Consider the following 24,154-nt stretch of genomic DNA (forward strand, 5'->3'; position numbering starts at 1 on the left):
GCCGTAATACTTAATTGTTTGCGGCTTTTAAGGATTTTTATGTTAGAAAATATCTCAAGTACAAAAGTAGCAGGTGGTTGGCACAAACAATATACCCACACTGCAACAAGTACCCATTGCACAATGCGTTTTGCGGTATTTTTACCCCCAGGCGCAAGCGAAACAAATAAAGTGCCAGTACTATATTGGCTATCGGGTTTAACCTGTACAGACGAAAACTTTATGCAAAAAGCCGGCGCATTTAAAAAAGCGGCTGAGCTGGGTATTGCAATTGTAGCGCCTGATACAAGCCCTCGTGGTGATAATGTCCCTGATGACGATAACTACGACTTTGGCCAAGGCGCAGGCTTTTACGTAAACGCAACACAAGCACCGTTCAATACACATTTTAATATGTATGACTATGTAGTTGATGAACTGCCTATGCTTATTGAACAACACTTCCCAGTAACCAGTACTAAAGCAATTAGTGGTCACTCTATGGGGGGGCACGGCGCTTTAATGGTGGCACTTAAAAACCCTAAAGCGTTTGTTAGCGCTTCGGCCTTTAGCCCTATTGTTAACCCAATTGACTGCCCATGGGGCGTGAAAGCATTTACGGGTTACTTAGGCACTGACAAAGAGCTCTGGGCTCAATACGATTCGTGCGAATTGATGAAAAAAGCGCAGCAGGCTGATTTTCTCCCTATGCTTGTTACACAGGGCGATGCCGATGGGTTTTTAGAGGAGCAACTTAAGCCACAAAATTTAGCGGCTGTTGCTAAAAATAAAGGTTACCCGCTTAGCATTGAAATGCAAGCTGGCTACGATCATAGTTACTTTTTTATAAGCAGCTTTATTGACCAACACTTATCATTTCATAGTCAGTTTTTAACTCCGTAATCTCATTAGTGTGTAGATCAGATTTATCTACTTCTACACACTCTTTTAATACTTTACTCACTTGCCTACACACTTGTACCGTATTGCCCTCATCTTTTACTAAATTGATCAGCAATGAATCTATTTTTAACCCTATATCGGTAAAACTAAACCCATTTTTGTCTTTCGGTAGAGGTTCGAGTGGATTTTTATAAGGCTCAGAGCGAGCTGGGCTATTACTATATTTATTGGCGCGTGCATTTGACTGTGCCTGCCCATCAATTATAACACCAGCGACTGTGCAGCCACTTAGGTAAATAACACATAAACATAAAGTTAGCGCTCTCATGACTCATCCTGATCAAAAATATTACCTAAATTATAAACATCTTTAAAAATAGTATTGTAAAAATATGTATACCTGTTCTATGTACTTAATTTTGAACGGCCTAAGCGTACAATTTAATACAGTGCATCATCATTTTATTAATAAAATGGGTTTAAGCCCTAATACTTAAATTCACTTATACACTCTTTTATAAAGCCCACCAGCTGCAAAATAAAAATAACTAAAAACGGTAAAGCGCCAATAATAGCAATGGTTCTGTTTAGTGGCTCATTATTTTGTACCAGTAAAATAAAGGCACAAAGCCCAAGCGCGAGTGACCAACCATAAATACTCCATGCTTTTGCCTTTTTGCTATTTGTTAAATCACGTATTACTAATATGGCCGAATCGGCTGAGGTAACCACAAAAATAAGCAACAATAACAAGCTTGACCAAATAAGTACGGCGCCTTGCCAGCCTAACTGCTGAAAAAATATAAATAGCCCTTGGGTATAGTCGGCTTTAATGGCATCTAAAATACCGGCATGGTAGGTTTTATCCCATGCGATAGCCGAGCCCGAAAACACACTAAACCACACAATAGTCACAAGCGTAGGTAGCAAAACTACGCCCAATATATATTGCCACACTGGCCGGCCTTGGCTAATTTTAGCTAAAAACACGCCAACAAAAGGTCCCCACGCTAACCACCAAAAATAATAATTGTAGGTCCAGCCATTTGCCCACTCAGGGTTATTAAGTTGGCTTTGTAATTGCCATGCCCCTGTAAAAATAAGCCGTAGGTAATCCCTTGTGCCCTCAATGGCAATAGCCATTATAGGCTGTATGGGCATTAACAAAAGTAGCCACAATAAAAGTAAAAAAGCTAACCAAACATTAAACTTACTCAATGTTTGAATACCTTTTTTAAGCCCAAGCTTGGCCGATATTGTATACAGCAATACAATTAAGCTGATTATGATAAAACCAGATACAAGCGCGGACTCTATCCCTAAGTTTATTTCAATTCCCTTGCGTAGCAATAACGTAGAGTTTGCAATTGTCCCAACCACACCAAAAAAAATGGCGAGTACGGCCACTAATTTTACAATAAAGGTAAGCCTACTTTGGTATTTTATATTAATAGGCCCTTTTAACGCACTGATTAATGGTGCGCTAATATCACCACTGCAATGACTGTTTTTTGTTAAGCCACCTAACACAAGCCCAAATACTGCATAAAGAGCCCACGCATGCGCCCCCCAGTTAACCAACGTCAGCGCTAAAGCACTACTTACTTTGTCAGGGTAAAGTGTATGTTTTAAAGGAGAGTTGACTACATTCAACGCAGGCTCTGCAACTCCCCAAAAAATTAAACCCGACCCCATCCCTGCGGCAAAAAGCATAGAAAGCCAGCCAAATAAGCCAAATTCAATACGGGCATTGTCACCGCCTATTTTTCGTCTCCCAAGCGGGCTCATGGCAATAACGATAACTGCAAGTAATAAAAAATTTACTAACAAAAAAAACGGCGCCCCTAAAAAACTTAAGGCGTTATTTATAAGTGGTTGCAAATAATTAGTAAGTAATTGAGGCGCCAAAAATGCAATAGCACAAAGAGTAAGGCAAAGTAATAACGCTGTTTTTTCAAGCTTGGTTGTATGTAAAGGCAAGTGAAATACTGTTTATTTATGTTTAATAATAAAATAATACGCACTTTGCATAATTAATTAAACGAATAGGCAGCGTTTATCTGTAAAAGCGTAAATTAACTATGTAAATGTTACCAATTAATCAATTAACGCCTCTCATATTTAAATTTAACACATTGATTTTAAGCAATAAAATAAGCTGGCCTATAGGTTGCTATTAGTTTACACCCTTAACCAATAGAGACCATTATGGAAATTGATTTACAGTGGAGCGAAATCATCGATAATTTAGTACACCTTGGCATTGCCTACATACTCGCACTGCCTATGGCTTACGACAGGGAGCGAAGCCACCATGGCGCAGGGTTAAGGACTTTTCCGCTTGTGGCAGTTGCCTCATGTGGCTATGCGGTAATTGCTATGTCAGTGCTAGAAGGTGCAGAAGCGCAATCTAAAATGCTACAAGGAATTATTACCGGCATAGGCTTTATTGGCGGTGGTGCAATTTTAAAAAATAATAAATCTACATCAGGTACCGCAACAGCAGCAAGCATATGGAATATGGGTTTAATTGGTATAGCGGTTGCCTACAGCCGTTACGAAATTGCTATTTTATTAGCTATCATTAATTTTATAACACTGAGGTACATTAAAAAGTTTAAGTAATGCTAAGGTGTACCATTATGTAATTACTAAAAAGAAGATAAATTGTGAATAACTACTGCAACCTAAATTAATGTAATAAATCAAGGCGCTTAAAAGCGCTCAAGCTCGCATGGCGATACTATATAACATATAATATCGCCAAATTTATACAACGTATTTGAGCTTAATGATGTCGTCTCACTCTACAGCCCCTCGGTTGCATCATATTGATTTATTGCGTGGCATTATCATTATATTTATGGTGATTGACCATGGTATGTATTATTGTCTTAATTACTCAGTAACCGATCCTATGGCGGTTCCGGGTACCAGCCCTGTTACTTTTTTCACCCGCTTTATTTCGCACTTTTGCGCCCCTTTATTTGTTTTTTTAGCAGGCCTTTCAGCAGCTGTTACCGAGCATAAATACGCTTCAACTAAGGCACTTTCTTACAATTTAATTATCCGTGGTTTGGTGCTAATCATTTTTGAATTTACCATTGTTTCGTGGTCATGGAGCTTTAACCCCGCTTTTCCAATGTTATACGCACAGGTCATTTGGGCGATAGGCTGGGGATTTGTCATGTTAGGCTTATTACGTTTATTAGGCGTTTATGCAGTGCTAATAAGTGCTTTATTGTTGGTGTTTGGCCATAATCTATTTGATGGCGTAAGCTTTGAGCCAAATACGCTTGCACATACACTTTGGTCTATTGCACATCAAAAAAATGTACTTGAACTACCTTTGGGCTTAAAAATGAGAACAACTTACCCAGTTGGGCCCATTGTAGGTTTAATGGCTTTAGCTTACTGCGCGGGAGTATATTATAAAAAACACCAGTACAAAGCCCAGGTGATGAATTATGCAGCTATATTAGGTGCAAGCTGCCTTGCTTTATACACTGTGCTGCGCGGTTTTAATTTATACGGCGACACTTCAGTATTTACTATTCATACCAATACTATTAATACTGTTATGTCGTTTTTAAACCCGACTAAATACCCACTGTCATTACAATTTATGTTGCTAACCGTAGGCCTTGGGCTAATTGCGCTTAAACTTTTAAGCCATGTTAAAGCCGACTTTTCTCGTAACTTTTTACAAGTGCTTGGTAAAACCAGTATGTTCTCATACCTTACACATTTGTATTTATTACATGCTGTCGCTTGGTTGCTTATCCCTGTTTTAGGACTTAGTTTTAGCGATATGACATACGGTGACACATTAGTAGGCCTTCCACCGGGGTACGGTATGAGTTATGGCGCAACTTTGTTATTTATAGCTGTGGTTATAGGCTTAACCACTTTACTTGCAAAACGCTATTTAGGCTGGAAGCGCAATAATAAGCACACTCTAATTGCTAAATATATATAACAAAAACCCCACATAATATTGTGGGGTTTTTATTTAAATGTTTATTACCAATAAAATACTTTATAAAAAGCTTTCACCAGTTTGTTTTAAAGTAACCGTTTGCGCCTGTGCACTTTTAATTAATAGCCCACAACGAATATCATTTTTTGAAATTAATATTTTATCAATCTCGTTGGTATTATAATTAACGACTTTGTTTTCACAGCGAAGTTGTACTTTAGATAACGGTTTACTCGCGCTAAGTTCAACCGTACCTTTAGAAAGTAAAGGTAAAACCGCTTTTTCAGACTCAAGCGTTATTTGCTGATTTATAGCGCCAGAGTTTTTATAAATGTCATTCACTTGTGCAAGTAATTGCGCTCTATTTTCCTCGCTAAACGTTATTGATTCAATATCGCCTAATGCATCAATTGCATCGTAAGCACGTACGTAGTCTTGTTTTGAAATAAACCATTGCAAGGCATTTTTAATAACGCGTTTTTTTATTTGATCCGGTAAGTTATCTCTAAACAAAAAGGCTTCATAAATAGACTTATCAAAGCTTTTCCAATCTTGCACAAAGTAGCTATGTTGGCTTTTAAGCCAAGCCAGTAAAACTATTTCGACTGTGTTTTTAGTGTGTTCGTTTTCAAGCTCAGTAATATACGTTTTAGCTTCATCGTACTTTTTATCATCAATAAGCTGGCTGGCTTTCTCATAATCGTCAAAATACGCCGGGGATGCCTGATCGTTCGAAAAACTAGCATGTACATTTTGCGAGCTTACCGTAATAGTTTTCGCCGTAGGCACGGCACTGCCATTTATCTGTGCACTTTTATAATTAAGCTTAGAAACATAATCGAGAACTTCTCGCTGATATTTTTTTTGACCAAGCGAAGCCACAATTTCGATATCACTCACCTGGCCGTTTTCATCAACCACGTAGCTACTTAAATTAATCCCTTCTAACCTTGATGCACGCGGCGAGGTATTAGTAAGTTGGTCGTAATTTTTATTAATAATTTCAGCAGCTACAAAATCATCTGCTGATACTGATAAGTGAGTAAAGGTTGAAGCGAGAGAAAGTGCTAGTAAAAGTTTTTTCATCGATATATCCATCCTAGATTATGTTTCTATTATAAAAACTAAGGTACTCCATAAATGCAAGTTAATCCATAAAAAACACGTCATTTTTTAATCAACTTTATACCAATCTGCTTTATTAAGTGAGCTATTATGAGGCTGGAAAAACGTGTTTGTAGCTAGGTAAAAAATTCGCTATTTAATTAATCTAATTGAGAATTTTAACGCTTGTAGCGACATGTTTAGCCACGCAAAATGATAGAGTATTACGGATTGGTATTATTATGGGTTTTATAAAAGACACAGGCATAAAAAAGGCGCCTTAAACAGCGCCTTTGCTACACGTTGCTAAGTAAATAGTTTAAATCAGTATTCCTTCTTATGTAGCCAGTTACCCTAAATTTTAATACTAATTTTACTCTTGGTTTTTCCATACTTTGACATAATCAACAAGCATTGTGGCCACAAAATCATCATCAATATTACGAGTATTACCGTCCCATCCACCGACTTGTAATGATAAGATCACATATGAGGGTAAGCTGCCAATCCGCTCGCTTTCATGCTCCCATACTTTTTCACCATCGATATACATTCCAACGTAATTAGGGGCCCAATGCATACCAAATAGATGAAAGTCATCTTCTGTTTCATTAAGGTAAAGTTTATCTGACTCTACTGATGCATGTTTACTACCGTATCCATCCCAATGTAGAGCAGCCCAACTGACACCGCCGCCCCACACGCCTAAATACTCCATAATATCGAACTCCATACCCCTACCAAAAGTGGTCGATGTATCGCCCCACACATCTTTAACCAATATAATAGGCTCCTCGCCATAGTTTTCTTTAGCATACTCACCACCACGAACTGTTGCATCATCAGTTATTCCTATATTTGTGTCATTAACAACAAGTACAGGCCTATCAGCTGAGTTTTCTGCTTCATTACTGAATATTTCTAAAAGCTGTTTTCTCATATAGTTATCGACTAAGGCAAAGCTGGCATCACTTCCCGCATTTTTCTGCTTCTGAATATAATCAGTAACATCAACCTCAATAATATCACCAGATGAAGCACCATAACGGTGAGTAAACCAAATGGGGTCAATCTTCGGCTTTGTATCCCACGTTACTGTACTCTGAGACCAATCACTCGAAAGTGTTTTATGTACCGCAACACTGCTTTTATTTGTTGCTTTAGAGACCTTGAGCTTTAGAAGTGCTGAGTCAACCGTATCTGATATATCATCAAGACTAAATTTCAATAAAGCTTGGCGCCTATAAGTATCACTCCCATAAATTCCTTTATCAGCTAACAGCCAAAAAGCAGGCCACGTACCATGTATTGAGTCATACTTAATCTTGGCTTCGAAGTATCCATATTGCTGTCTAAACTGGCCAAAAGTACTGATCTCAGCCCCTTTATAATGATGCGTTTTATCTCCTTGATTAAAGAGTTCTCGTTCGGCTTTGAAGATCAGCATACCGTTTTCAACACTAATATTTTCACTTCCTGCATTAGCAGCAATGCCACTCATACCTAAGTATTGCTTGCCAACTTTCCACTTATCAGGGTTGAGGGTGTTTTGGTTAAAGTCATCTTCAAAAGTAAGTACCCAATTCCCTGGCGCCGGAGGGTTAGTAGTTACAATCGATTTATTCTCTTTAAAGTAGACTGAATCCATATAAAATATACCTGTACCGTAAGGGCCCTGAATACCTAGTGCGAGTACATTCTCTCCTTCGTTTAAGTTGAAGTGTTTAAGGTGTATTTGAATTGTATGCCAAGTGTCATCTGAGTAGTCATTATGCCCTGGCTCGCCATTAATGGTCCAAAACTCGCTATTAGAATCATCTAGATTTATCTTTAAAGAGTTTTCCCCCCTACGAAACATAAGGGTCCCTTTACTACCTGACTTTCGGTATATTTTTGCTTCGAGGATGGTATCTTCGTATGGCGGTACTTGTGCAATGCGCAAACCTGATTGGGTCCAATGATGGGCTGACATTACGATTGCTTTATCGCCATCTGCTACTGGTTCATCTATCTGCGTTAAGCTTGATTCACTGGATGAAGTAGACCACAAAGAGGTGCCATTTTGGGGGTAATCATCAAATAAAACGGTTGAAGCATAACTAATGTGCGGTACAACCAACAAAATATAAAAGCTAAGTAAAAACTTACCTTTTATCCGACGAATTTTTAAGGTTAATTTCATTGCTATTCCTAAACTAATTAATAATTTGAATATTTACCTAAGCAGAAATTAATCATTAACTGTTCAGGCGTACGTTAAATTTACAAAGGGTTGTAAATAAAGTTCATAGCCAAATTAGTAATTATTTAATTGTAGGAGTAGTTTTGATATGGCTTATCTATTAAAAATAGTATGGAACATCGCTAGTGTTTTTCAATTATTTTTATTGTTTAATACTAATCATAAGTTATTAGTTTTATCTTTTTTAAACTTGATATCATAGAGTTAAAAATATAATTAAATTTTTATTAAAGTGTATTTTTACCGCAAGAAAATACTTACTATTTATTCATCAATCTAATCGTTGCTTTAACGGTTATGAGCTATAAAGCACCTCTTAAACTCATAAAAATGATCACATCTGTTAGTAAGTAGAAAAAACTAAACCAGCGTGATTCGCTATTATTTACAATAAACATTGTCAACATCTAGGTAAAAATTCACAGCAGTATATTTTAATTGCAAAACAGAACACGCCGTAGGTTTAGCTGATTAAAAAGATGAAAAAAAGGCGCCTTAAACAGCGCCTTTGGATTCAAGTATGTGTGCTTAAAACATATCTTGATAGGAGTTGGTTGCATTAAACGAAATTGCTTTATCAAAACCAGGAAGCTCTATGCCGTCCTCGCCAATTACAATGTCGTTATCGTCAATGGCGCCATCACCAAAACGATATACTAATTCGTACTTACCAAGGTCAGCTTGCGCTTTATAGGTGTTTTGCGCAGCAACAACTGATGTGTTTTTATCAGCGTAATCACTCATCGCTTTTTCACCATGACGCTTAGCAAGCATTTGTAGTGTTACTTTAGCGCTAAGTACAGTAGCAGTGGCGTTATTACCGCCAAAACCTTTTGAGTTTATAAAGGCTATGTCCATATCGCCACAATCGTAATGACTGTTACGTATATCTAAGTGTTCAGCATAAACATCGTCGGCAACTTTATCTATGGTAGTAATACCCGGCATAATATTATGGCTAAATACACCCAGCGCAATAGCGAGCTGATCGCCACTGGCGGGGGCAATTGTATGCCCTACATAAGCTTTTGGCGCCGTTACTTTCCAGCTATCAATGGCAAACGTTTGTGCCACTTTATGGTAAATAAGAGATTCTGTTACTCTATTTTGCGGCGTGCTAGAACCATGCGCTAAAATAAAGCTGCGCTTTTGTAACGCCTCTTTACCTAATAAACTTGTTGCAAGCGCCGCAGATTTGGCCATTGTAATGTAGTTACCAGGGCCCGGTGAGGTGATTGATTTTTTAATGCCATCGGCATTTACAAATACATCAGGTACTGAGCCCATAATATCTGCACCTAGTTCAAGTGCTAACGCATCGTCCATTAAAATGGCCACTTGTGCGCCTTCACCTAATGTAAAGCCACAGTTTTCGCCAAATGGACGGCTGCTTTTACGGTAATTTGGCTCTTGTTCACTGCTTAAATTATCTAAACGGCGCAGGCCTTCAACATTAGCAAGGGCGCTCATATTACCAAAGCCTTCTACTACTTCAGGCGTAATAGCGCATTCAACACTTGCTACCACCGCAACACGGGTTCGCCCTGCTTGAATATCGTTTACTGCAGCGCGTAAGTTATATAAAAACGTGGCACATGCACCCGAGGTAGAAAACGTAGTACCTACATTACCTGTAACGTAGGCGTTTATAAAATCAGTCGACATCGTGTTTAGGCCAAGTGCTAATTGCTTTGTACTAACACGATCGCCCTGCTGGCGTGCTTTAACTAAACCGCCTAATCCTTTGTCGTCCATTTGGCCAATAACAGAGGCTGAATAAGTACCAATTTTATCTGGCTCTACGCTATTCATTATGCGCTGCCAATCAAGGCCAGTTGACTTAATAGCATCGTTTGCTGCAAATATAGTGGCTTGTAAACCGCGAGGCTGGTAACGGCTGTTATACATTATTGACGGATCAAACCCGGTAGGAAACTGGCCTGCCGATTTAATTGGGTTATCACGGGTAGAATCTAATTTTACATCTAGCTCTGCCGCTATAGTCACTTTTACTTTTTTGCCTTCGAGCTCTTGAACTTTCCAACTGGCAGGCACTGGGGTTGGTAAATCGCGTGCGCGCGTTTCAAATACAATTGCGTTTTCATCAGAGGACTTTAACGTCATCTTTTGCTGCCAAGGCGTGGCATCTGCGTCAAAATGTTCTTTTTCAATTTTACGAATAAGTGTGCCAGCAATAATTTGCTCACCAAAGCGTGCTTCTATGTCGCTTTGCTCAACATTATTACCGTTTGTGTCTTGTAATTGACCATCAACAACGCGTACTAAGTTCATTAATGTGGCGAGGCCTAAAAATGTTTCACTACGAGCTTGTGCGTTTAATGCGTCTAACACGATACGGCGGTAACCTTGATGAAAAGAAGTACGCCCAGCGGCGTTAATACCACCCATGCCTACTATTACGGGTAATGCTGTCATAATTAACCTTTAAAACGTGTTATAGGAGAAGCAAACAGTTTAATTGGATTAACCACAGCACTTTGTGCTTTAATAGCCAAATATTCAGCATTAAAGGCCAAAAAGAACTGGTCGGAGCATTCACATGCATAAAAAATCAGTCAACCCAGCGTTAAATATTGCCATAGCAGTGTACCCGCATTTACTTATTACCAGTTTAACACTGCCTATTGAAATGCTAAGAGCCGGTGAGGCTTATGCAAAAGGCCATTTAAGCCACAGGGATTTTAGACCGCTTAGTATAAATTTAATTGCTAAAAATAATGAGCCCATACAAAACCGTACTGGGCTTGCCATAGTTCCCGACTGCACCACACATAACGCGCCCTACAACGACTTAATTATTGTGCCTGGGATTTGGCGAAACCCTCGCCCTGTAGTACGTACTAATAAAGAAGTGGTTGAATGGCTACAAGAAAGCTTTGAAACCGGCAGTCATATAATTGGTGTAGGCACGGGTAATTGCCTAGTTGCAGAGGCGGGCTTACTGGATGGGCACCCTGCAACAACCCATTGGCATTACGCCAAACAATTTAGCAACGACTACCCGTTAGTTCGCTTAAAGCCCGACTTTTTTATCACCCAATCTGAGCGCATGTATACGGTGGCAAGCTTAAATGCCCTTGCCGATGTGATCGTTCATATTATTAGCCAATACTATGGCAAAGCCGCTGCGCAACATGTAGAGCGTAACTTTTCGCACGAAGTACGTAAACCATACGAAGATCAGCGCTACCTTGAAGGCGCGGTTGACCGCCATCCAGATGAACTCATAGCGCAAATTCAGTTTTGGCTTAAAACTAATTTAGCCAGCGAGTTAAATTTACAAGAAGTAGCTGCCCAATTTAGTTTGAGTTACCGTACATTTACCCGCCGTTTTAAGCTTGCGACTAATCAAAGCCCTATAGAATATTGGCAACAATTACGGGTAGAAGGCGCTAAAGAATTATTAGCTTCATCTAATTTAACGATTCAAGAGGTGGCACTTGAGGTCGGCTATAACGACCAAGGCCATTTAACCCGCGTATTTAAAAAAGTGCTTAGCCAAACGCCAAGCGAGTACAGAAAAGTAGTGCGAAGAAAACTATTTGGTTAATTTTCACCTTGTAAATATGCACAATGAATTACTTAGTTTCGATAAATATGTACGAAGAGGCGAACCAAACAGGTAATTTTTTAGAGTCCTTTAATTTATTTTTTATTGATAAGTCAACAGAAGCTTCGAATGCTAAATAATATAAGCCCGACCTTTCAATTTCAGTAAAAAAAGATAAAGTCTTTTTTACTCCAACAAGCAGATGTGCCTTCTCTATATATTTTTTATTCTGAGAATTTTTATCCTGAAGTCTAGAGTATAGAAGTGGGCTTAACGACGACTCCCCTTTCAATTTATCACCTTTATACTTAGTCAGATAAATTTTTAAAGGTGATTTCACCCAAGACATACGAACATCATTGGTCCCTGTATTTTTAATAATTACATTAACTATCAAACCTACGTTCCCATTTGGAAGGCTAGTTGTTTTTAAGTCAATATCTATTACGCTGGAATCAACCCCATTAATTTTATTTTGTAAATCTGCGAGCTCTGCCTTACTTTTAGATAACTCGGCTGTCGTTTTCTTTAACTCAGCCTCAGCTCTATCTTTTTGTAAAAGTGTATCAAACGTATGATAAGCCCAGAAACCAGAAACAACTAAACCAAAAGCTATAACAATAAATTGAAGAGTCTCTGCCCAGTTATCTCGCCATGGTTTTTTAAATGCATCAAAAAAGTTCACTTGCAGCCCTACATGTTCATAATAGAAACATTTTATAGTTATATTTTAAGTTAATTATTCGGTTATTAATTATAGAATCAGCTTATTAGAAGGCGTAGCCTCACCAAAACCATCATCTAGTTCCAGTAACGCCTTATCTGCTTTTTTTATCTTTAAATTTAATTCACTTTTACTATTACTAAATTTCGTTTCTATTTTTACTGCTTCTACTAATTTAGCTATTTTACTACTGGGGACTGTCATATCAGCTTTAATCTCCTCTGCAACAGAGATCTGTGTATTAAATAATGCAGCAAAGGCAGCTGCAAAATAAATATTTTTTATAAAATCATTTGTATTTAACTGAAGATACTCAACACCAGGAGACATAAACGCATGTTGAACTGTCAGTTCATAGTTGAAAGTACTTGCGTTATCATTTAAGAAATTATGAAAATTTTCTAAAGACGCATCATTCTCTCCGTTACATGTCTTCAAAAAAGAAGAAAGTAACTCTAACTGTCGATAAGTGATTGATAAATTGGCGACTTCATTATTTCCTAAAGCTTTTTCTGAAGCAATATTAACTGAACATCTAACTTCATCATTAACTAAATGGATTGGGAAAAGCCAATGATTTAAAGCTTGGATATGCTCACTTTTGTTTACTCCAAATACAGCACCAGTATTTTTTAAACTTCTTTCTAAAGGATAAGGAATCTTATCTCTACTTTGGCTTCTACCCCAGTGGACGTCGTATCTTAAAGAAAAATCACAAGTCTTTACATCTTTTACTTTCACTAGATCTGTTAATTCTATTGATTGGTCACTAAAATAACAATCAGACTTAATAACGCCAGCAATAATACGCTCATCGTTTACACTAATGACAATATCATTCTTTTTGATATCTGTGATAAACCGTTTTATCTGAGCGTTTTTATTACCTACCTGACTTTTTGATTCCCCTTTTTCAAGAAGAAACTTCTGATGTGATGAAATTATTTTTGATTTTTGTTCAATGGAGAGGAAGCTAGTGTCTTCTAATGCAGATAGATTTAGCATATCAGCATGACCAATTGCTACAAGATTATTTTGAACGAAATGAGAAAAAAAGTGAGCCCCTACTCCAGCCCTAACGACCCAATATTTTCTATCTTCGGGAACTGGAAAAACATCTATACAAATTCCTTGCATTCTTAATACCTTTAATCCATTAAAAAGCTAGTTTCTCATTAATCTAGTGTTCATGTAAATAAATAAATTCATTAAAGTAAAACGCCACTTTAGTGGCGTTAAATCAGTGGCGTTCTGTGTCGTTAAAGTCTTTTCGGTAGTAACGCTTTTGATAATTTTTTACTTTAGTGTGTACGCCTTTGCTTAGGCTTTTAAATTTTGCCTCCAGTACATCTACACCGTATAAAATACCAACCACCAGCACCGAAAGTTTAATGGCAGCACCTAAATTGTCGGTGGCTATCATTACGCCAATTGAGGCAAGCACCCAAATGGTTGCAGCAGAGGTCACCCCTACTACAGCGCCGTCTTTTGCAAGCATAACGCCAGCGCCTAAAAAGCCAATACCTGTAATTATTTGCCCCACTACACGCGAATGATCAATCACATCACCTTGTAAGTTAAACGCGGTTGATAAAAACAAATACGTGCCCAGCGTTATGAGCGCAGAGGTACGAATACCCACAGGTTTACCGCGCAATTGCCGTTCTAAGCCAATTATTGCACCGCAAAAAGCGGCGGTACCAATGGCCGCCCACGAATAAGGCGCTACATCAATTAAATCTAAAAAAGTCACTCTTTACTTAAAACCTATTAATTATTAGCAATGGCTACTGCGGTTCTTAGCCGTTGGCTACCAAATGCTGACATTTTACTAAAATCACTGCGCGCTATAGGCACATACTGGCAATCTATAGCGAGTTGTTTATCGCTTCCTGGCTCACAAAATGGGTCGTGAACATACACGCAGTGCTCATCAAGGTGTGTAACACATACCCAATGAGGTGATTTTTTACCATCAAAGCTGTATGTGCTAATTAATAGAAGCACACTAAAGCCTTGGCTTAACCACTGCTCAATATGCTCAAGCTCAACATCTTTATAGCTAAGCGGTATATTTGCCTGCGCTATACCCTCTACAAATTGCTTATGCACAGTAGCAAGCACCACTTTTTTGTTTTCATTGCGTACGCCATCTAAAAACAAAGGCTCGGTGGTATTTACCATTACCTCGCTTTTAAAGCCGCGTTTATCAGCCGCTAACGCTAAACCAAACGGATGGCAACCACCATGACCCGATGTCATAAAAATGGTGGTGCCTTCGCGCCAAAGTGCCAGCTCATGTGATTGGCTAAGCTTAGTTGTTGGCTTAAGTGCCCCCATTGCCATTAATAGCGCCGCAGGCCCACAGGTAAACTCGGTAGTTTGTTGGTACCACGGCGTTAACCGCGCTACTTTTAGCTCATGCGTTTGGCGAATATTTTTTTGCATTCGCAGTGCATCACTATGATCGTCATAATAATCGCTATATTGGCCAAATACTCTGTAACCCAAGCTTTTGTATAGCCCAATCGCACTTTCGTTATTTACCGCCACTTCTAAACGTAAGTAAAGTCGCCCACGCTCGCTGGTTTGTTTTTCAAGCGCAGCTAATAGCATTTTGGCAATGCCTTTACCTTGCATTGTGGGTTTTACAGCAAGCGAATATAAACGCGCCAAACGCGTGCCTTTATGGCACCACACCAGCCCATAGCCGCATACTTGCTCGCCATTATCGGCAACGAGCAAAATACCGTGCTTAGCATTTAACCAGCGCTTTAAGCTACGCGGGCTCAATTTATCGTTATTAAAGCAAGTATTTTCAACGTCAATCAATGCGTTTAAATCACTGCTAAGTGCCTGTCGAATAACAAGGTTACGCATGTTATTACCCACGGCCTCGCGCTTCTAAACGTTGTTTAAATTCGTCCATAATGATCATGTATAGCTCGTCGCCCAAATAGCCATCTTCTACTTTGTGATCAATACTTGGATTGTCATTTACTTCAAGCACATATGCTTTGCCCTGATGCTCTTTAACATCTACGCCATATAAGCCTTTGCCCACAGTTTTACATGCTTTTAAAGCGGCATCTAACACGGCTTTTGGTAACTCAAAGGTAGGTAGCGTTTCAAAGCCACCAGAGAAAAACCGTTTAGCATCATGATTATAAATTTGCCAATGATTACGAGCCATTAAGTAACGACACGCATATATAGCGCGGCCATTTAATACACCTACTCGCCAATCGTATTCTGTGTACATGTATTCTTGTGCAAGTACCAATGCGCTATATTCAAACAGCTCGGTTAGTTTAGCTTCAAGCTCACTGCGGTTTGCAACTTTAAACACCCCTTTAGAAAACGACCCTTCAGGCATTTTTAAAACCAGCGGATAGGTAAACGCCTCTTCTAATTGCTCAAGCGTTTGCGCTGATTGTTCAGCCACTACAACCGTTTTTAAACTGGGCACTTTTTGATAATTAAACGCATCGTGTAAATACACTTTATTACAACAACGTAAAATAGATTCAGCGTCGTCAATAACCACTAAACCAAGGCTTTGCGCTTTGCTTGCAAGGCGATACGTTGGATGGTCAATCGCTGTAGTTTGGCGAATAAATAACGCATCAAACTGGGCAATATTGTCTATTTCATCAAAACTGAGTGCTTGCGCATTAATACCATGTTTAGCCGCTGCTTTTATAAAGCGGGCAATGGCATCTTTATCACTCGGTGGTACTTTTTCGTTATGATCAACAAGGATTGCCATATCCCATCTAAAACGGCGCTGCACATTTCCAATGCGCCATTGTGTTTGGGTAAACGTATTTAGTTTTGCTACAAAATTGCTGTATTGCTCATCGTTTAAAGAACTTAGCGAGCCCTGTTGCAATAAGCCTTGCTCATCTACATATAAAATAGGCGCTGGGTATTGCTTAAATACCGATTTAGCCGCTTTACTTTGTAGCTCGTTTAAGGCATTACCAAAGTAAATTTCGCCATCAATAGAGCCAATATTTAACATAGGAGCTTGACCGCTTCGAAGCGCGTTTATTGTTTTAACACTGGGTAACACCTGGTGTTTGCGGGCCTCTGCAAGCAAAGAGCAATAGTAACCCTTACTCAAGTATTGGCTTGAGTCGCATAAATTAATAATGCGAGTTTTAGGTTCATTATGTTTTGGGTAATCACGTAAGTAACTATTAAACGAAATCACATTGTCGAACGATTGAGCAAGTGTTTGCTCGTTGTTATCAACCACTATTAAGGTTTTAAACACGACTTTTCCTAGTTAAGTCAGAAATATAAAAAGCATGCCTAATAAAATACTCAGCACTATAAATAGAAACACCCAGCGTACTAAGTGGGCATTGCGCGTATCACTTAATACGATGGGTGCTTTAACAAATACCTACTGTAAGTGTTAGCGCTTAAATTGCTTAAGCGACATTTGCTTTATATGCCCTTTTTAAAAACCACACAAACGAGATATTTTTAGCGTGAAGATAAAAAATATTGATTAACTATATTTTCCTATTAATGCAGATTAAAATACGCAAAATTAATATTTTATGAGCGTTATAAATGTCACATCCTGCCTGCCCACAGTGCCAATCTGAATATGTTTACGAAGACCAGCAACTGCTTATATGCCCTGAATGCGCCTATGAATGGAACCCAAATAACACAAGCGATGAAGACGCAATTTTAGTTAAAGATGCCAATGGAACTCTACTTAGTGATGGCGATAAAGTAACCGTAGCCAAAGATTTAAAAATAAAAAGCAGCTCACAAGTCATTAAAATTGGTACCAAAGCGGTCGTAAGGCGTGTGCTTGATAAAAAAGATCACGAGCTAGATTGTAAAGTAGATGGTATTGGCGAAATGATGGTAACAGCGAAGTTTGTGAAAAAAGCTAACTAGTAGGTCGGATAAAGGGCGAAGCCATGCCATCCGAAGCGTAATAAAGGCCGAAATTATTTCATTTAACAAAACTTTTTTACAAAACTAAAGTGTATTATGAAGCTATAGCTTTGTCGGATGGCGCTTCGCTTATCCGACCTACGAAATATTTATATTTTTTATCCGCACCAATTATTTGCATAAATGCCTTGTTTCACGGCTCTATGAAAACTTGAATAAGGCCAATCAGCTACTTGACTAACTAGGCCATGTTTTAACGGATTAAAATGAACATAGTTAACATGATGCCAATAATCATTATCATCCCTAATAGTATGTTCCCAAAAACGGCGCTGCCAAATTCCACGTTCATTTTTACGCTTCCGTGTTTGAGTTAAAAACTCTGTCTTTGGGAGTGATTTTGAAAATCGCTTTTTAATTTCTCGCCAGCGACTCGAATAATCCACATCATCATCTGGTAAAGTTAAAACTGCATGAAGGTGATCGGGCAGAACAACCCATGCATCTATATAAAATGGCCTTTGAGATTTAACAAAACGGATAGACTCTCTTAATAAATCGATATGCTCAACCAACAACGATTTATTCCTATCGAGCAAATTAACTGTAAAAAAGTACGTCCCACCTTTTACATAATTACGACGATATTGCATTGCATATCCATTGTATTATTTGTTACGCATTAGACAAATAAAGCGCAAATTTAGGATATATACAACATTGACGTAGGTCGGATAAATGGCGAAGCCATGCCATCCGACAATTAATTTATAAGTATAAGCGTTTATTGTATTGATATGGCTTTGTCGGATGGCGCTTCGCTTATCCGACCTACATATAAAACCAATGCTTTATAAAATTTCTACCACATCATATTCATGGTTTTTGCCTGCAATACTTAGGCTTACTTCATCATCACGTTGTTTGCCTAAAAGTTGTTTACCTAGTGGTGCTTCGGGTGTAACAACTTGAATCGTTATGTTTTTTACTTCAACGGTTAAACCGCCTGCGGCTGGGCCTAAGTAAAACCATTTTTGTAGGGCGTTTTCATCTTCTAGGCAAACGAGAGAGCTTATAATCACTTTTTTATGAGTGGGCTCTTTAAAAATGGCTTCAAATTGTTTAATGCTTTTGTAGCAATCGTTTACACGCTCGGCTTGGCCTTGTGCTAAATAAGCGGCCTCGAGTCCTAGGGTATCGTACTGCGTTTCTGCAACGCTTTCTTCGTGAGTGGCGGCGTCGTGCGCGGCTTTGGCAGCTTGTTTTGCACTGTTTAATTGTGCTTCGAGTGCAAATTTAAGGTGTTCTATTACGTGGGATTTATTCATGAAAGGCGCTAATAACCAATACGGTAAACTATGTGATTAATTTTACCGTTATAAGGCGCTTAAAACCATTATTTTAAGCGCCTGTGTTTTAATGCAGATTTTTAAAAGCATTTATTGCTAGGGCATATCGAGCAACGCTTGCGTTTCTGCATCTTGTTTTTCTTCGTAATTTTTAGCACTTAACCCTAAAAGCTCAGGTAAAGTAGCCGCAATACAAATAGATGAGAACGTACCGACTACAATGCCGGTAAATAGCGCGATGGCAAAGCCTTGTAATGGCGCACCCGCGAGGAGCCAAACACTTGCAACTGTAGCAAGCGTGGTGCCCGATGTAATAAGTGTGCGTGTTAAGGTGCTTTTTATGGCGCTGTTAATAATACTTGCGGGGCTAAGCGCATTATTAGATTTAACACGTAAAAGCTCGCGTACTCTATCGCCTACTATTATAGAGTCGTTAAGTGAGTAACCTATAATGGCCAGCAAACTGGCAAGTACGGTTAAATTAAACTCAATACTTAATAGCGAAAATAGCCCCAGTACCAGTAATAAATCATGCACTAGCGCAACCACAGAGCCTACGGCTAAACGCCATTCAAACCGCACCGCTAAATAAAGCATTACTGCAACCATGGCTGAAAATAGCGCTAAACAACCTTGCTCAAATAGTTCATCACCCACTTGCGAGCCAATATACGCTGATGATAAAACCTCGGCGTTAATATCGGCATTTTGTGTAATGGCGCTTTGCCAATCATTGCTGTTTGCTTTTGAACCGCTGGGCGCTTCGCGTAGTTGAAAGTGATTATTACCTTGTGCGGTTAGTTCAAACTCGCCATTGTGATTTTTAGTAATAAATTGCTCAAGTTGTTTTAGCTCAACACCTTGGCTGGTGGTAAATTCTGTTAGGTAACCACCGGTAAAGTCGAGCCCAAAATTAAGCCCTTTTTGACTAAGCGTAAATACCGATAGCAGTACAAGTATGGCGCTCAAAAGCATGCCCGAAAAACGCAGACGTGTACCCGCCTCGCCCTTTAAAAAAATGTTAAGCATGTGCATTTACTCCTGCTTTTTTAGCCATTTTTAAATATACCGTTTGGCTTAGTACTTTTGATACATACACGCCAGTAAATACCGAGGTTATTAAGCCAAGTGCCAATGTTATGGCAAAGCCTTTAACTGGGCCGTAACCTATTCCATATAAAATAAGCGCGGTGATCATGGTGGTTATATTGGCATCAAATATGGTGTTAGCGGCTTGCTTGTAACCTTCTTGAATAGCTTGATAAGCAGAGCGGCCTTTTCTACGCTCTTCTTTTATTCGCTCAAATATAATAACGTTGGTATCTACCGCCATACCAATGGTGAGTACCAGCCCGGCAATACCCGGAAGTGTTAACACAACCCCTGGTAATAACGACATTAGCCCCACAAGCGACGTTAAATTTAATAATAGCGCTACGTTTGCAATAAGTCCTAAGCGGCGATACCACATCGCCATAAAGGCAAGTGTAATACCCATGCCCAGCATCAATGCGGCCAAGCCGTTAGTTATATTTTCTTGACCTAGGCTTGGGCCAATTGTTTGCTCGTGCACAATAGTAACCGGTGCAGTTAGCGAGCCTGCGCGTAATAATAGTGCTAAATCGGCCGCTGCTTGTTGGCTTTTCATATTGGTAATACTAAAACGTGAACTTAAATGCTGCGCAATATTCGCCACATTTATAACTTCGCTTTTTTTAACGGTTTCACCTTTAGCGTTTTGAGAGTACTCAGAGTAAACCGTGGCCATAGGTTTACCAATATTTGCTTTTGAAAACGCTGACATGGCATCGCCGCCTTGTCCATCAAGGCTAAGTTGCACAAGTGGCTTACCCCAGTCATCGCGCCCAATGGTGGCGTTATTAATATGCTCACCGGTAAAAATTGGCACAGGATCAAGTTTGATGGACCCGCCCGATTGCATATCAAATGTTTGCCCACCGATTTCTTTTAACTGATAAAACCCAAGTGATGCAGTTGCACCTATGATGCGCTTTGCCTCTGTTGGGTCTTGCACGCCTGGCAGCTCTATGCGTATACGGTTTTTACCTTGGCGCTGAGTGACGGCTTCGGTAATGCCTAATTCTTCTATACGTGAGCGAAGCGTTGTGAGCGTTTGGCTCATTACTTCTTTATCAAAGTTGCTTCGCCCTTGCTCTGAATTGGTGAATTTTGCATTTTTAGTATCACCATTACTGGTTGTTGAAACTGCTAAATTAGCAAATCGACTTTGTAGCTCATTGATTACCGGGGTAAGCTTTTTCGCTCCATTTGGGTGTGCATTTATTTCAAAGCCGTGCCCTGTTTGCAGCACTTTAAGGCCGTGCGCTTTTTGCTTAATAATAATTGATTTTGCTAGTTGATACGCACTGACTAATTGCTCATCAATTGCTTTATCTAAATCTACGTCGAGTACAAATAACACACCGCCGTTTAAATCTAGTCCCAATTTTATTGGTGATAAACCAAACTCTTGCAGCCAAAGTGGGCTCGTTGCATGTTCTACAATTTTAACTTGCGTGTTTGGATACTGCGCCTTTATAGCCGCTTGCGCTTGTGCGCTTTTAGTTGGCTCGTTTAACAAAATATTTATAGATGTTTGATTATTTAGCCCTTGCTCAACTTTTAAGCCTTGGTTATTTAAAAAAGTAACTAATGCATTAGTACTTGGCACAACTTGTGTTTCGCTATGAGGTGCATTGCTTACATTTAACCACGATTTATTAGGGTATAAGTTGGGTAATGCGCTAATGGCTAATAAAACCAGCACAATAAGCATGGCTATATAGCTTAATTTAAATTTAGCCATAAACGGCTTGTGATCTTTTTTTACACTTAACATGGTGTTTCCTTATTACCAGAACCGGTAACGTACTTTTTAAAAGCACAATTAATCTCAAGGCTTAAACGTAAAACGTTAAAACCTAATAAAAATTAAATAAGAAAATTAAGCGTGATAGGTGCTTGCAGCGGTATAAAGTAAATTAGCGTCTTTCCAGCCACTGAGTCGCGACTTTTTGCTATGCGTTACAAGTGTATACCATGGCCGTTGGGCAATAAACGCGTTGGGGCTTAGGTATATTTCTCTAAAAAGGGTGTGAGCAAAAAATTCAAATACAACGTCGTATTCAGGCTCACTTTGAGCGACATGTAAAAATAACGAAGAATTACTGGCCGTTAACCTAGGTTGATGAGCGTCAAACCCTGTTTGATGAGTTTTTTTGTGATCACTCCCCTTTACCGATTTTGATATAGGCAGCGTTTTAGCTAACTCAACGCTATCAGCAAACACACTCAATGAGGTGGTTGCAGTGTTTGATTTATGTGTCGCGCACTGCGCACTACTTTGAACACTAAAAAGCGCACAAAACAGTAAAAAAGCAGATATAAACACACGAATCTTAAACATGGTTGCGTCAAACTAAAATAAGGGATGCGTAGTATATATGGGCAAGTATTTAAAATACAATGCATATTAATTAAGTATTTATTTGACTGAGATCCGTAATGCGCTCTAAACACAGTACTATAAAACGCGCCGATGCAATGACCTTAAAACAAAGCATTAAAACGCTGTGGCCATACATTACTAAATTTAAAGGGCGCGTACTTTTAGCCCTTTTAGCCCTTATAGGAGCTAAGGGCGCAACTCTTTTAATGCCTTGGGCATTAAAAGAAATTATCGACTCGGTTGATAAATCAATCAATCCAGTTTTAGTTATCCCTGCATTACTATTGCTTATGTATGGTGGGCTTAGGTTTGCCAGCGTGTTTTTAGGCGAAGTAAGAGATGCGGTGTTCTCTCGTGTGACAGAGCACGCGATGCGTGATATTGGGTTAAAAGTATTTAAACATTTACACTCGCTAGAGCTTGCTTTTCATCTCGATAGGCAAACCGGTGGAATAAGCCGTGATATAGAGCGTGGTACTAGTGGGCTGAGCTTTTTAATACGTTTTTTAATGTTTAATATTGTCCCCACCCTTTTTGAAATACTGACCGTTGCTATTATTTTTGGCTCACTATTTTCTATTTGGTTTGCGTTAATAACCTTATTAGCGGTTGCTATTTATATTACCTTTACTGTAACAGTAACGCAGTGGCGAAACCGTTTTATACGCGAGGCAAACGCCGCCGATAACCTTAGTAACACGCGCGCCATAGACAGCCTGCTTAACTACGAAACCGTAAAATATTTTAATAACGAAGAATTTGAAGCCAAAACATATGACTCTTTTTTAGCAAATTGGGAAACCGCCCGTTTAAAAAATAGAATGTCGTTGCTTGCGCTTAATTCAGGCCAAGCGTTAATAATTGCAAGCGCTATTACAGCGCTAATGTGGTTAGGTGCCAAAGAAGTGGTAACGGGCGCTCTAACAATTGGCGAACTTGTAATGATAAACGCCTACATGATCCAATTATTTTTGCCGCTTAACTTTTTAGGATTTGTTTATCGAGAAATAAGGCGCGCCCTAACCGATTTAGAAAACATGCTGGGCTTACTTAATAAAAAACCACAGGTAACGCAGCGACCCCATGCTCAACACCTTTGTGTTAGCAAAGGCAATATAGCCTTTAATAATGTCAGTTTTAGTTACGATGCCAGCCGCCCTATTCTTAGTAGTATTAGCTTTAAAGTTAAAGCAGGCAGTAAGGTTGCCATTGTAGGTGCAAGTGGTGCAGGTAAAAGCTCGTTGGCGCGGTTACTTTATCGCTTTTACGATATTAGCGCGGGCAGTATAACCATAGATAACCAAGCTATAGACTCCGTCACTCTCGATAGCCTGCGTAAAGCCATTGCTATAGTGCCACAAGACACCGTGCTATTTAACACCAGCATACGCGAAAACATCGCCTATGGCAGACCCACAGCAAGCGATAGTGAAATAGATAAAGCAATAGAAATGGCCCATTTAAAAGACTTTATTTCAACTTTAGCTCAAGGCGATAAAACGTTGGTAGGCGAGCGCGGTTTAAAAGTATCTGGCGGCGAAAAACAACGTATTGCAATTGCACGTGCAATTTTAAAGCAATCTCCTATTTTAATTTTTGATGAGGCAACCTCGGCGCTCGACTCGCACGCAGAGCAAGCCATTTTAAAGGCAATGCGCGATGTAACTCAAAACCACACCAGTATTGTGATTGCACACCGGCTATCAACTATAGTTGATGCCGATAACATATTAGTATTTAAAAAGGGCGAACTAGTTGAGCAAGGCACACATTCAGCGCTTTTATTACAAAATGGTCAATACGCTCAAATGTGGCAATTACAACAGCAAGGTGATTAATTAACGCCATTTACTGGCGATACTGCGGCTTTACCTTTAGAATACGGCCTTGCAATTTTATTCAATAATTTAC

The 24,154-nt window shown here is 39.2% G+C and carries 21 protein-coding genes; 6 read left to right on the forward strand and 15 right to left on the reverse strand.

From position 1 onward, the window contains the following. Positions 1 to 39: 39 nt before the first annotated feature. Complete coding sequence (gene fghA / locus OIZ54_RS02410; RefSeq protein ID WP_264389590.1) at positions 40 to 882, forward strand: S-formylglutathione hydrolase; 843 nt, start codon at positions 40 to 42, stop codon at positions 880 to 882. Here fghA and OIZ54_RS02415 read toward each other — a convergent pair. Both OIZ54_RS02415 and OIZ54_RS02420 read right to left on the reverse strand, forming a co-directional pair. Next, positions 836 to 1,210 carry a hypothetical protein gene (locus OIZ54_RS02415; protein WP_264389591.1) on the reverse strand — a complete coding sequence of 125 codons (375 nt, stop codon included), beginning with the start codon at positions 1,208 to 1,210 and terminating at the stop codon, positions 836 to 838. The two genes, fghA and OIZ54_RS02415, sit on opposite strands and share 47 nt — an antisense overlap. Positions 1,211 to 1,368: 158 nt before the next feature. Next, positions 1,369 to 2,862 carry a BCCT family transporter gene (locus OIZ54_RS02420; RefSeq protein WP_264389592.1) on the reverse strand — a complete coding sequence of 498 codons (1,494 nt, stop codon included), beginning with the start codon at positions 2,860 to 2,862 and terminating at the stop codon, positions 1,369 to 1,371. 228 nt (positions 2,863 to 3,090) lie between these two features. On the opposite strand from OIZ54_RS02420, the gene OIZ54_RS02425 reads away from it, so the two are divergent. Together OIZ54_RS02425 and OIZ54_RS02430 are read left to right on the forward strand one after the other, a co-directional pair. After that, positions 3,091 to 3,507, forward strand: coding sequence for an MgtC/SapB family protein (locus OIZ54_RS02425; protein ID WP_264389593.1), 417 nt, complete (start codon positions 3,091 to 3,093; stop codon positions 3,505 to 3,507). Positions 3,508 to 3,676: 169 nt separating this feature from the next. Further along, entirely contained in the window at positions 3,677 to 4,861 is a 1,185-nt protein-coding gene (locus OIZ54_RS02430) for a DUF1624 domain-containing protein (RefSeq protein WP_264389684.1), read from the forward strand. Between the two features lie 60 nt (positions 4,862 to 4,921). Here OIZ54_RS02430 and OIZ54_RS02435 read toward each other — a convergent pair whose 3' ends face one another. The 3 genes from OIZ54_RS02435 to OIZ54_RS02445 all read right to left on the reverse strand — a co-directional run bounded on the left by OIZ54_RS02435 (position 4,922) and on the right by OIZ54_RS02445 (position 10,643). Next, positions 4,922 to 5,947 (reverse strand): energy transducer TonB, encoded by a 1,026-nt coding sequence (locus OIZ54_RS02435; protein ID WP_096739675.1) that lies wholly within the window; start codon positions 5,945 to 5,947, stop codon positions 4,922 to 4,924. A 391-nt stretch (positions 5,948 to 6,338) separates the two neighbouring features. Further along, the gene (locus OIZ54_RS02440; RefSeq protein ID WP_264389594.1) at positions 6,339 to 8,147 is read right to left on the reverse strand and encodes a DNRLRE domain-containing protein; all 1,809 of its coding nucleotides are present in this window, start codon (positions 8,145 to 8,147) and stop codon (positions 6,339 to 6,341) included. Between the two features lie 588 nt (positions 8,148 to 8,735). Next, positions 8,736 to 10,643: a beta-ketoacyl synthase gene (locus tag OIZ54_RS02445; protein WP_264389595.1), complete on the reverse strand. Its 1,908-nt coding sequence runs from the start codon at positions 10,641 to 10,643 to the stop codon at positions 8,736 to 8,738. A 124-nt stretch (positions 10,644 to 10,767) separates the two neighbouring features. Here OIZ54_RS02445 and OIZ54_RS02450 point away from each other — a divergent pair, with 124 nt between their 5' ends. Continuing rightward, positions 10,768 to 11,778, forward strand: a complete 1,011-nt coding sequence (locus tag OIZ54_RS02450) for a GlxA family transcriptional regulator (protein ID WP_264389596.1) — start codon at positions 10,768 to 10,770, stop codon at positions 11,776 to 11,778. A gap of 28 nt (positions 11,779 to 11,806) precedes the next feature. Here the strand turns inward: OIZ54_RS02450 and OIZ54_RS02455 are convergent, their stop codons facing one another. The 5 genes from OIZ54_RS02455 to OIZ54_RS02475 all read right to left on the reverse strand — a co-directional run bounded on the left by OIZ54_RS02455 (position 11,807) and on the right by OIZ54_RS02475 (position 16,781). After that, on the reverse strand, positions 11,807 to 12,463 hold the full coding sequence (locus OIZ54_RS02455; protein ID WP_154944385.1) for a hypothetical protein: 657 nt from the start codon (positions 12,461 to 12,463) through the stop codon (positions 11,807 to 11,809). Positions 12,464 to 12,532: 69 nt separating this feature from the next. Further along, the gene (locus tag OIZ54_RS02460; protein ID WP_264389599.1) at positions 12,533 to 13,639 is read right to left on the reverse strand and encodes a hypothetical protein; all 1,107 of its coding nucleotides are present in this window, start codon (positions 13,637 to 13,639) and stop codon (positions 12,533 to 12,535) included. Between the two features lie 103 nt (positions 13,640 to 13,742). Next, complete coding sequence (locus OIZ54_RS02465) at positions 13,743 to 14,255, reverse strand: MgtC/SapB family protein (protein ID WP_024034059.1); 513 nt, start codon at positions 14,253 to 14,255, stop codon at positions 13,743 to 13,745. 17 nt (positions 14,256 to 14,272) lie between these two features. After that, on the reverse strand, positions 14,273 to 15,382 hold the full coding sequence (locus OIZ54_RS02470; protein WP_264389600.1) for a GNAT family N-acetyltransferase/peptidase C39 family protein: 1,110 nt from the start codon (positions 15,380 to 15,382) through the stop codon (positions 14,273 to 14,275). A gap of 4 nt (positions 15,383 to 15,386) precedes the next feature. Next, on the reverse strand, positions 15,387 to 16,781 hold the full coding sequence (locus tag OIZ54_RS02475; RefSeq protein WP_264389601.1) for a RimK family protein: 1,395 nt from the start codon (positions 16,779 to 16,781) through the stop codon (positions 15,387 to 15,389). Positions 16,782 to 17,086: 305 nt separating this feature from the next. On the opposite strand from OIZ54_RS02475, the gene OIZ54_RS02480 reads away from it, so the two are divergent. Further along, the gene (locus OIZ54_RS02480) at positions 17,087 to 17,425 is read left to right on the forward strand and encodes a zinc ribbon domain-containing protein YjdM (RefSeq protein ID WP_264389602.1); all 339 of its coding nucleotides are present in this window, start codon (positions 17,087 to 17,089) and stop codon (positions 17,423 to 17,425) included. A gap of 158 nt (positions 17,426 to 17,583) precedes the next feature. On the opposite strand, the gene OIZ54_RS02485 is transcribed toward OIZ54_RS02480, so the two are convergent. The 5 genes from OIZ54_RS02485 to OIZ54_RS02505 all read right to left on the reverse strand — a co-directional run bounded on the left by OIZ54_RS02485 (position 17,584) and on the right by OIZ54_RS02505 (position 22,201). Then, the gene (locus OIZ54_RS02485) at positions 17,584 to 18,078 is read right to left on the reverse strand and encodes an REP-associated tyrosine transposase (protein WP_004587815.1); all 495 of its coding nucleotides are present in this window, start codon (positions 18,076 to 18,078) and stop codon (positions 17,584 to 17,586) included. 198 nt (positions 18,079 to 18,276) lie between these two features. Further along, positions 18,277 to 18,753 carry a GreA/GreB family elongation factor gene (locus OIZ54_RS02490; protein ID WP_264389603.1) on the reverse strand — a complete coding sequence of 159 codons (477 nt, stop codon included), beginning with the start codon at positions 18,751 to 18,753 and terminating at the stop codon, positions 18,277 to 18,279. A gap of 117 nt (positions 18,754 to 18,870) precedes the next feature. Next, entirely contained in the window at positions 18,871 to 19,803 is a 933-nt protein-coding gene (gene secF / locus OIZ54_RS02495; protein WP_264389604.1) for a protein translocase subunit SecF, read from the reverse strand. Further along, complete coding sequence (gene secD, locus OIZ54_RS02500) at positions 19,796 to 21,634, reverse strand: protein translocase subunit SecD (protein ID WP_264389605.1); 1,839 nt, start codon at positions 21,632 to 21,634, stop codon at positions 19,796 to 19,798. Before secD ends, secF begins: the two co-directional genes overlap by 8 nt. A gap of 105 nt (positions 21,635 to 21,739) precedes the next feature. Next, the gene (locus tag OIZ54_RS02505) at positions 21,740 to 22,201 is read right to left on the reverse strand and encodes a hypothetical protein (protein ID WP_264389606.1); all 462 of its coding nucleotides are present in this window, start codon (positions 22,199 to 22,201) and stop codon (positions 21,740 to 21,742) included. 98 nt (positions 22,202 to 22,299) lie between these two features. Between OIZ54_RS02505 and OIZ54_RS02510 the strand changes: the two genes are divergently transcribed. After that, entirely contained in the window at positions 22,300 to 24,081 is a 1,782-nt protein-coding gene (locus tag OIZ54_RS02510) for an ABCB family ABC transporter ATP-binding protein/permease (protein ID WP_264389607.1), read from the forward strand. The last annotated feature ends 73 nt before the right edge of the window (positions 24,082 to 24,154 follow it).

It is taken from the genome of Pseudoalteromonas sp. A3, from assembly GCF_025942345.1.
Classification (GTDB): Bacteria; Pseudomonadota; Gammaproteobacteria; order Enterobacterales; family Alteromonadaceae; genus Pseudoalteromonas; species Pseudoalteromonas atlantica.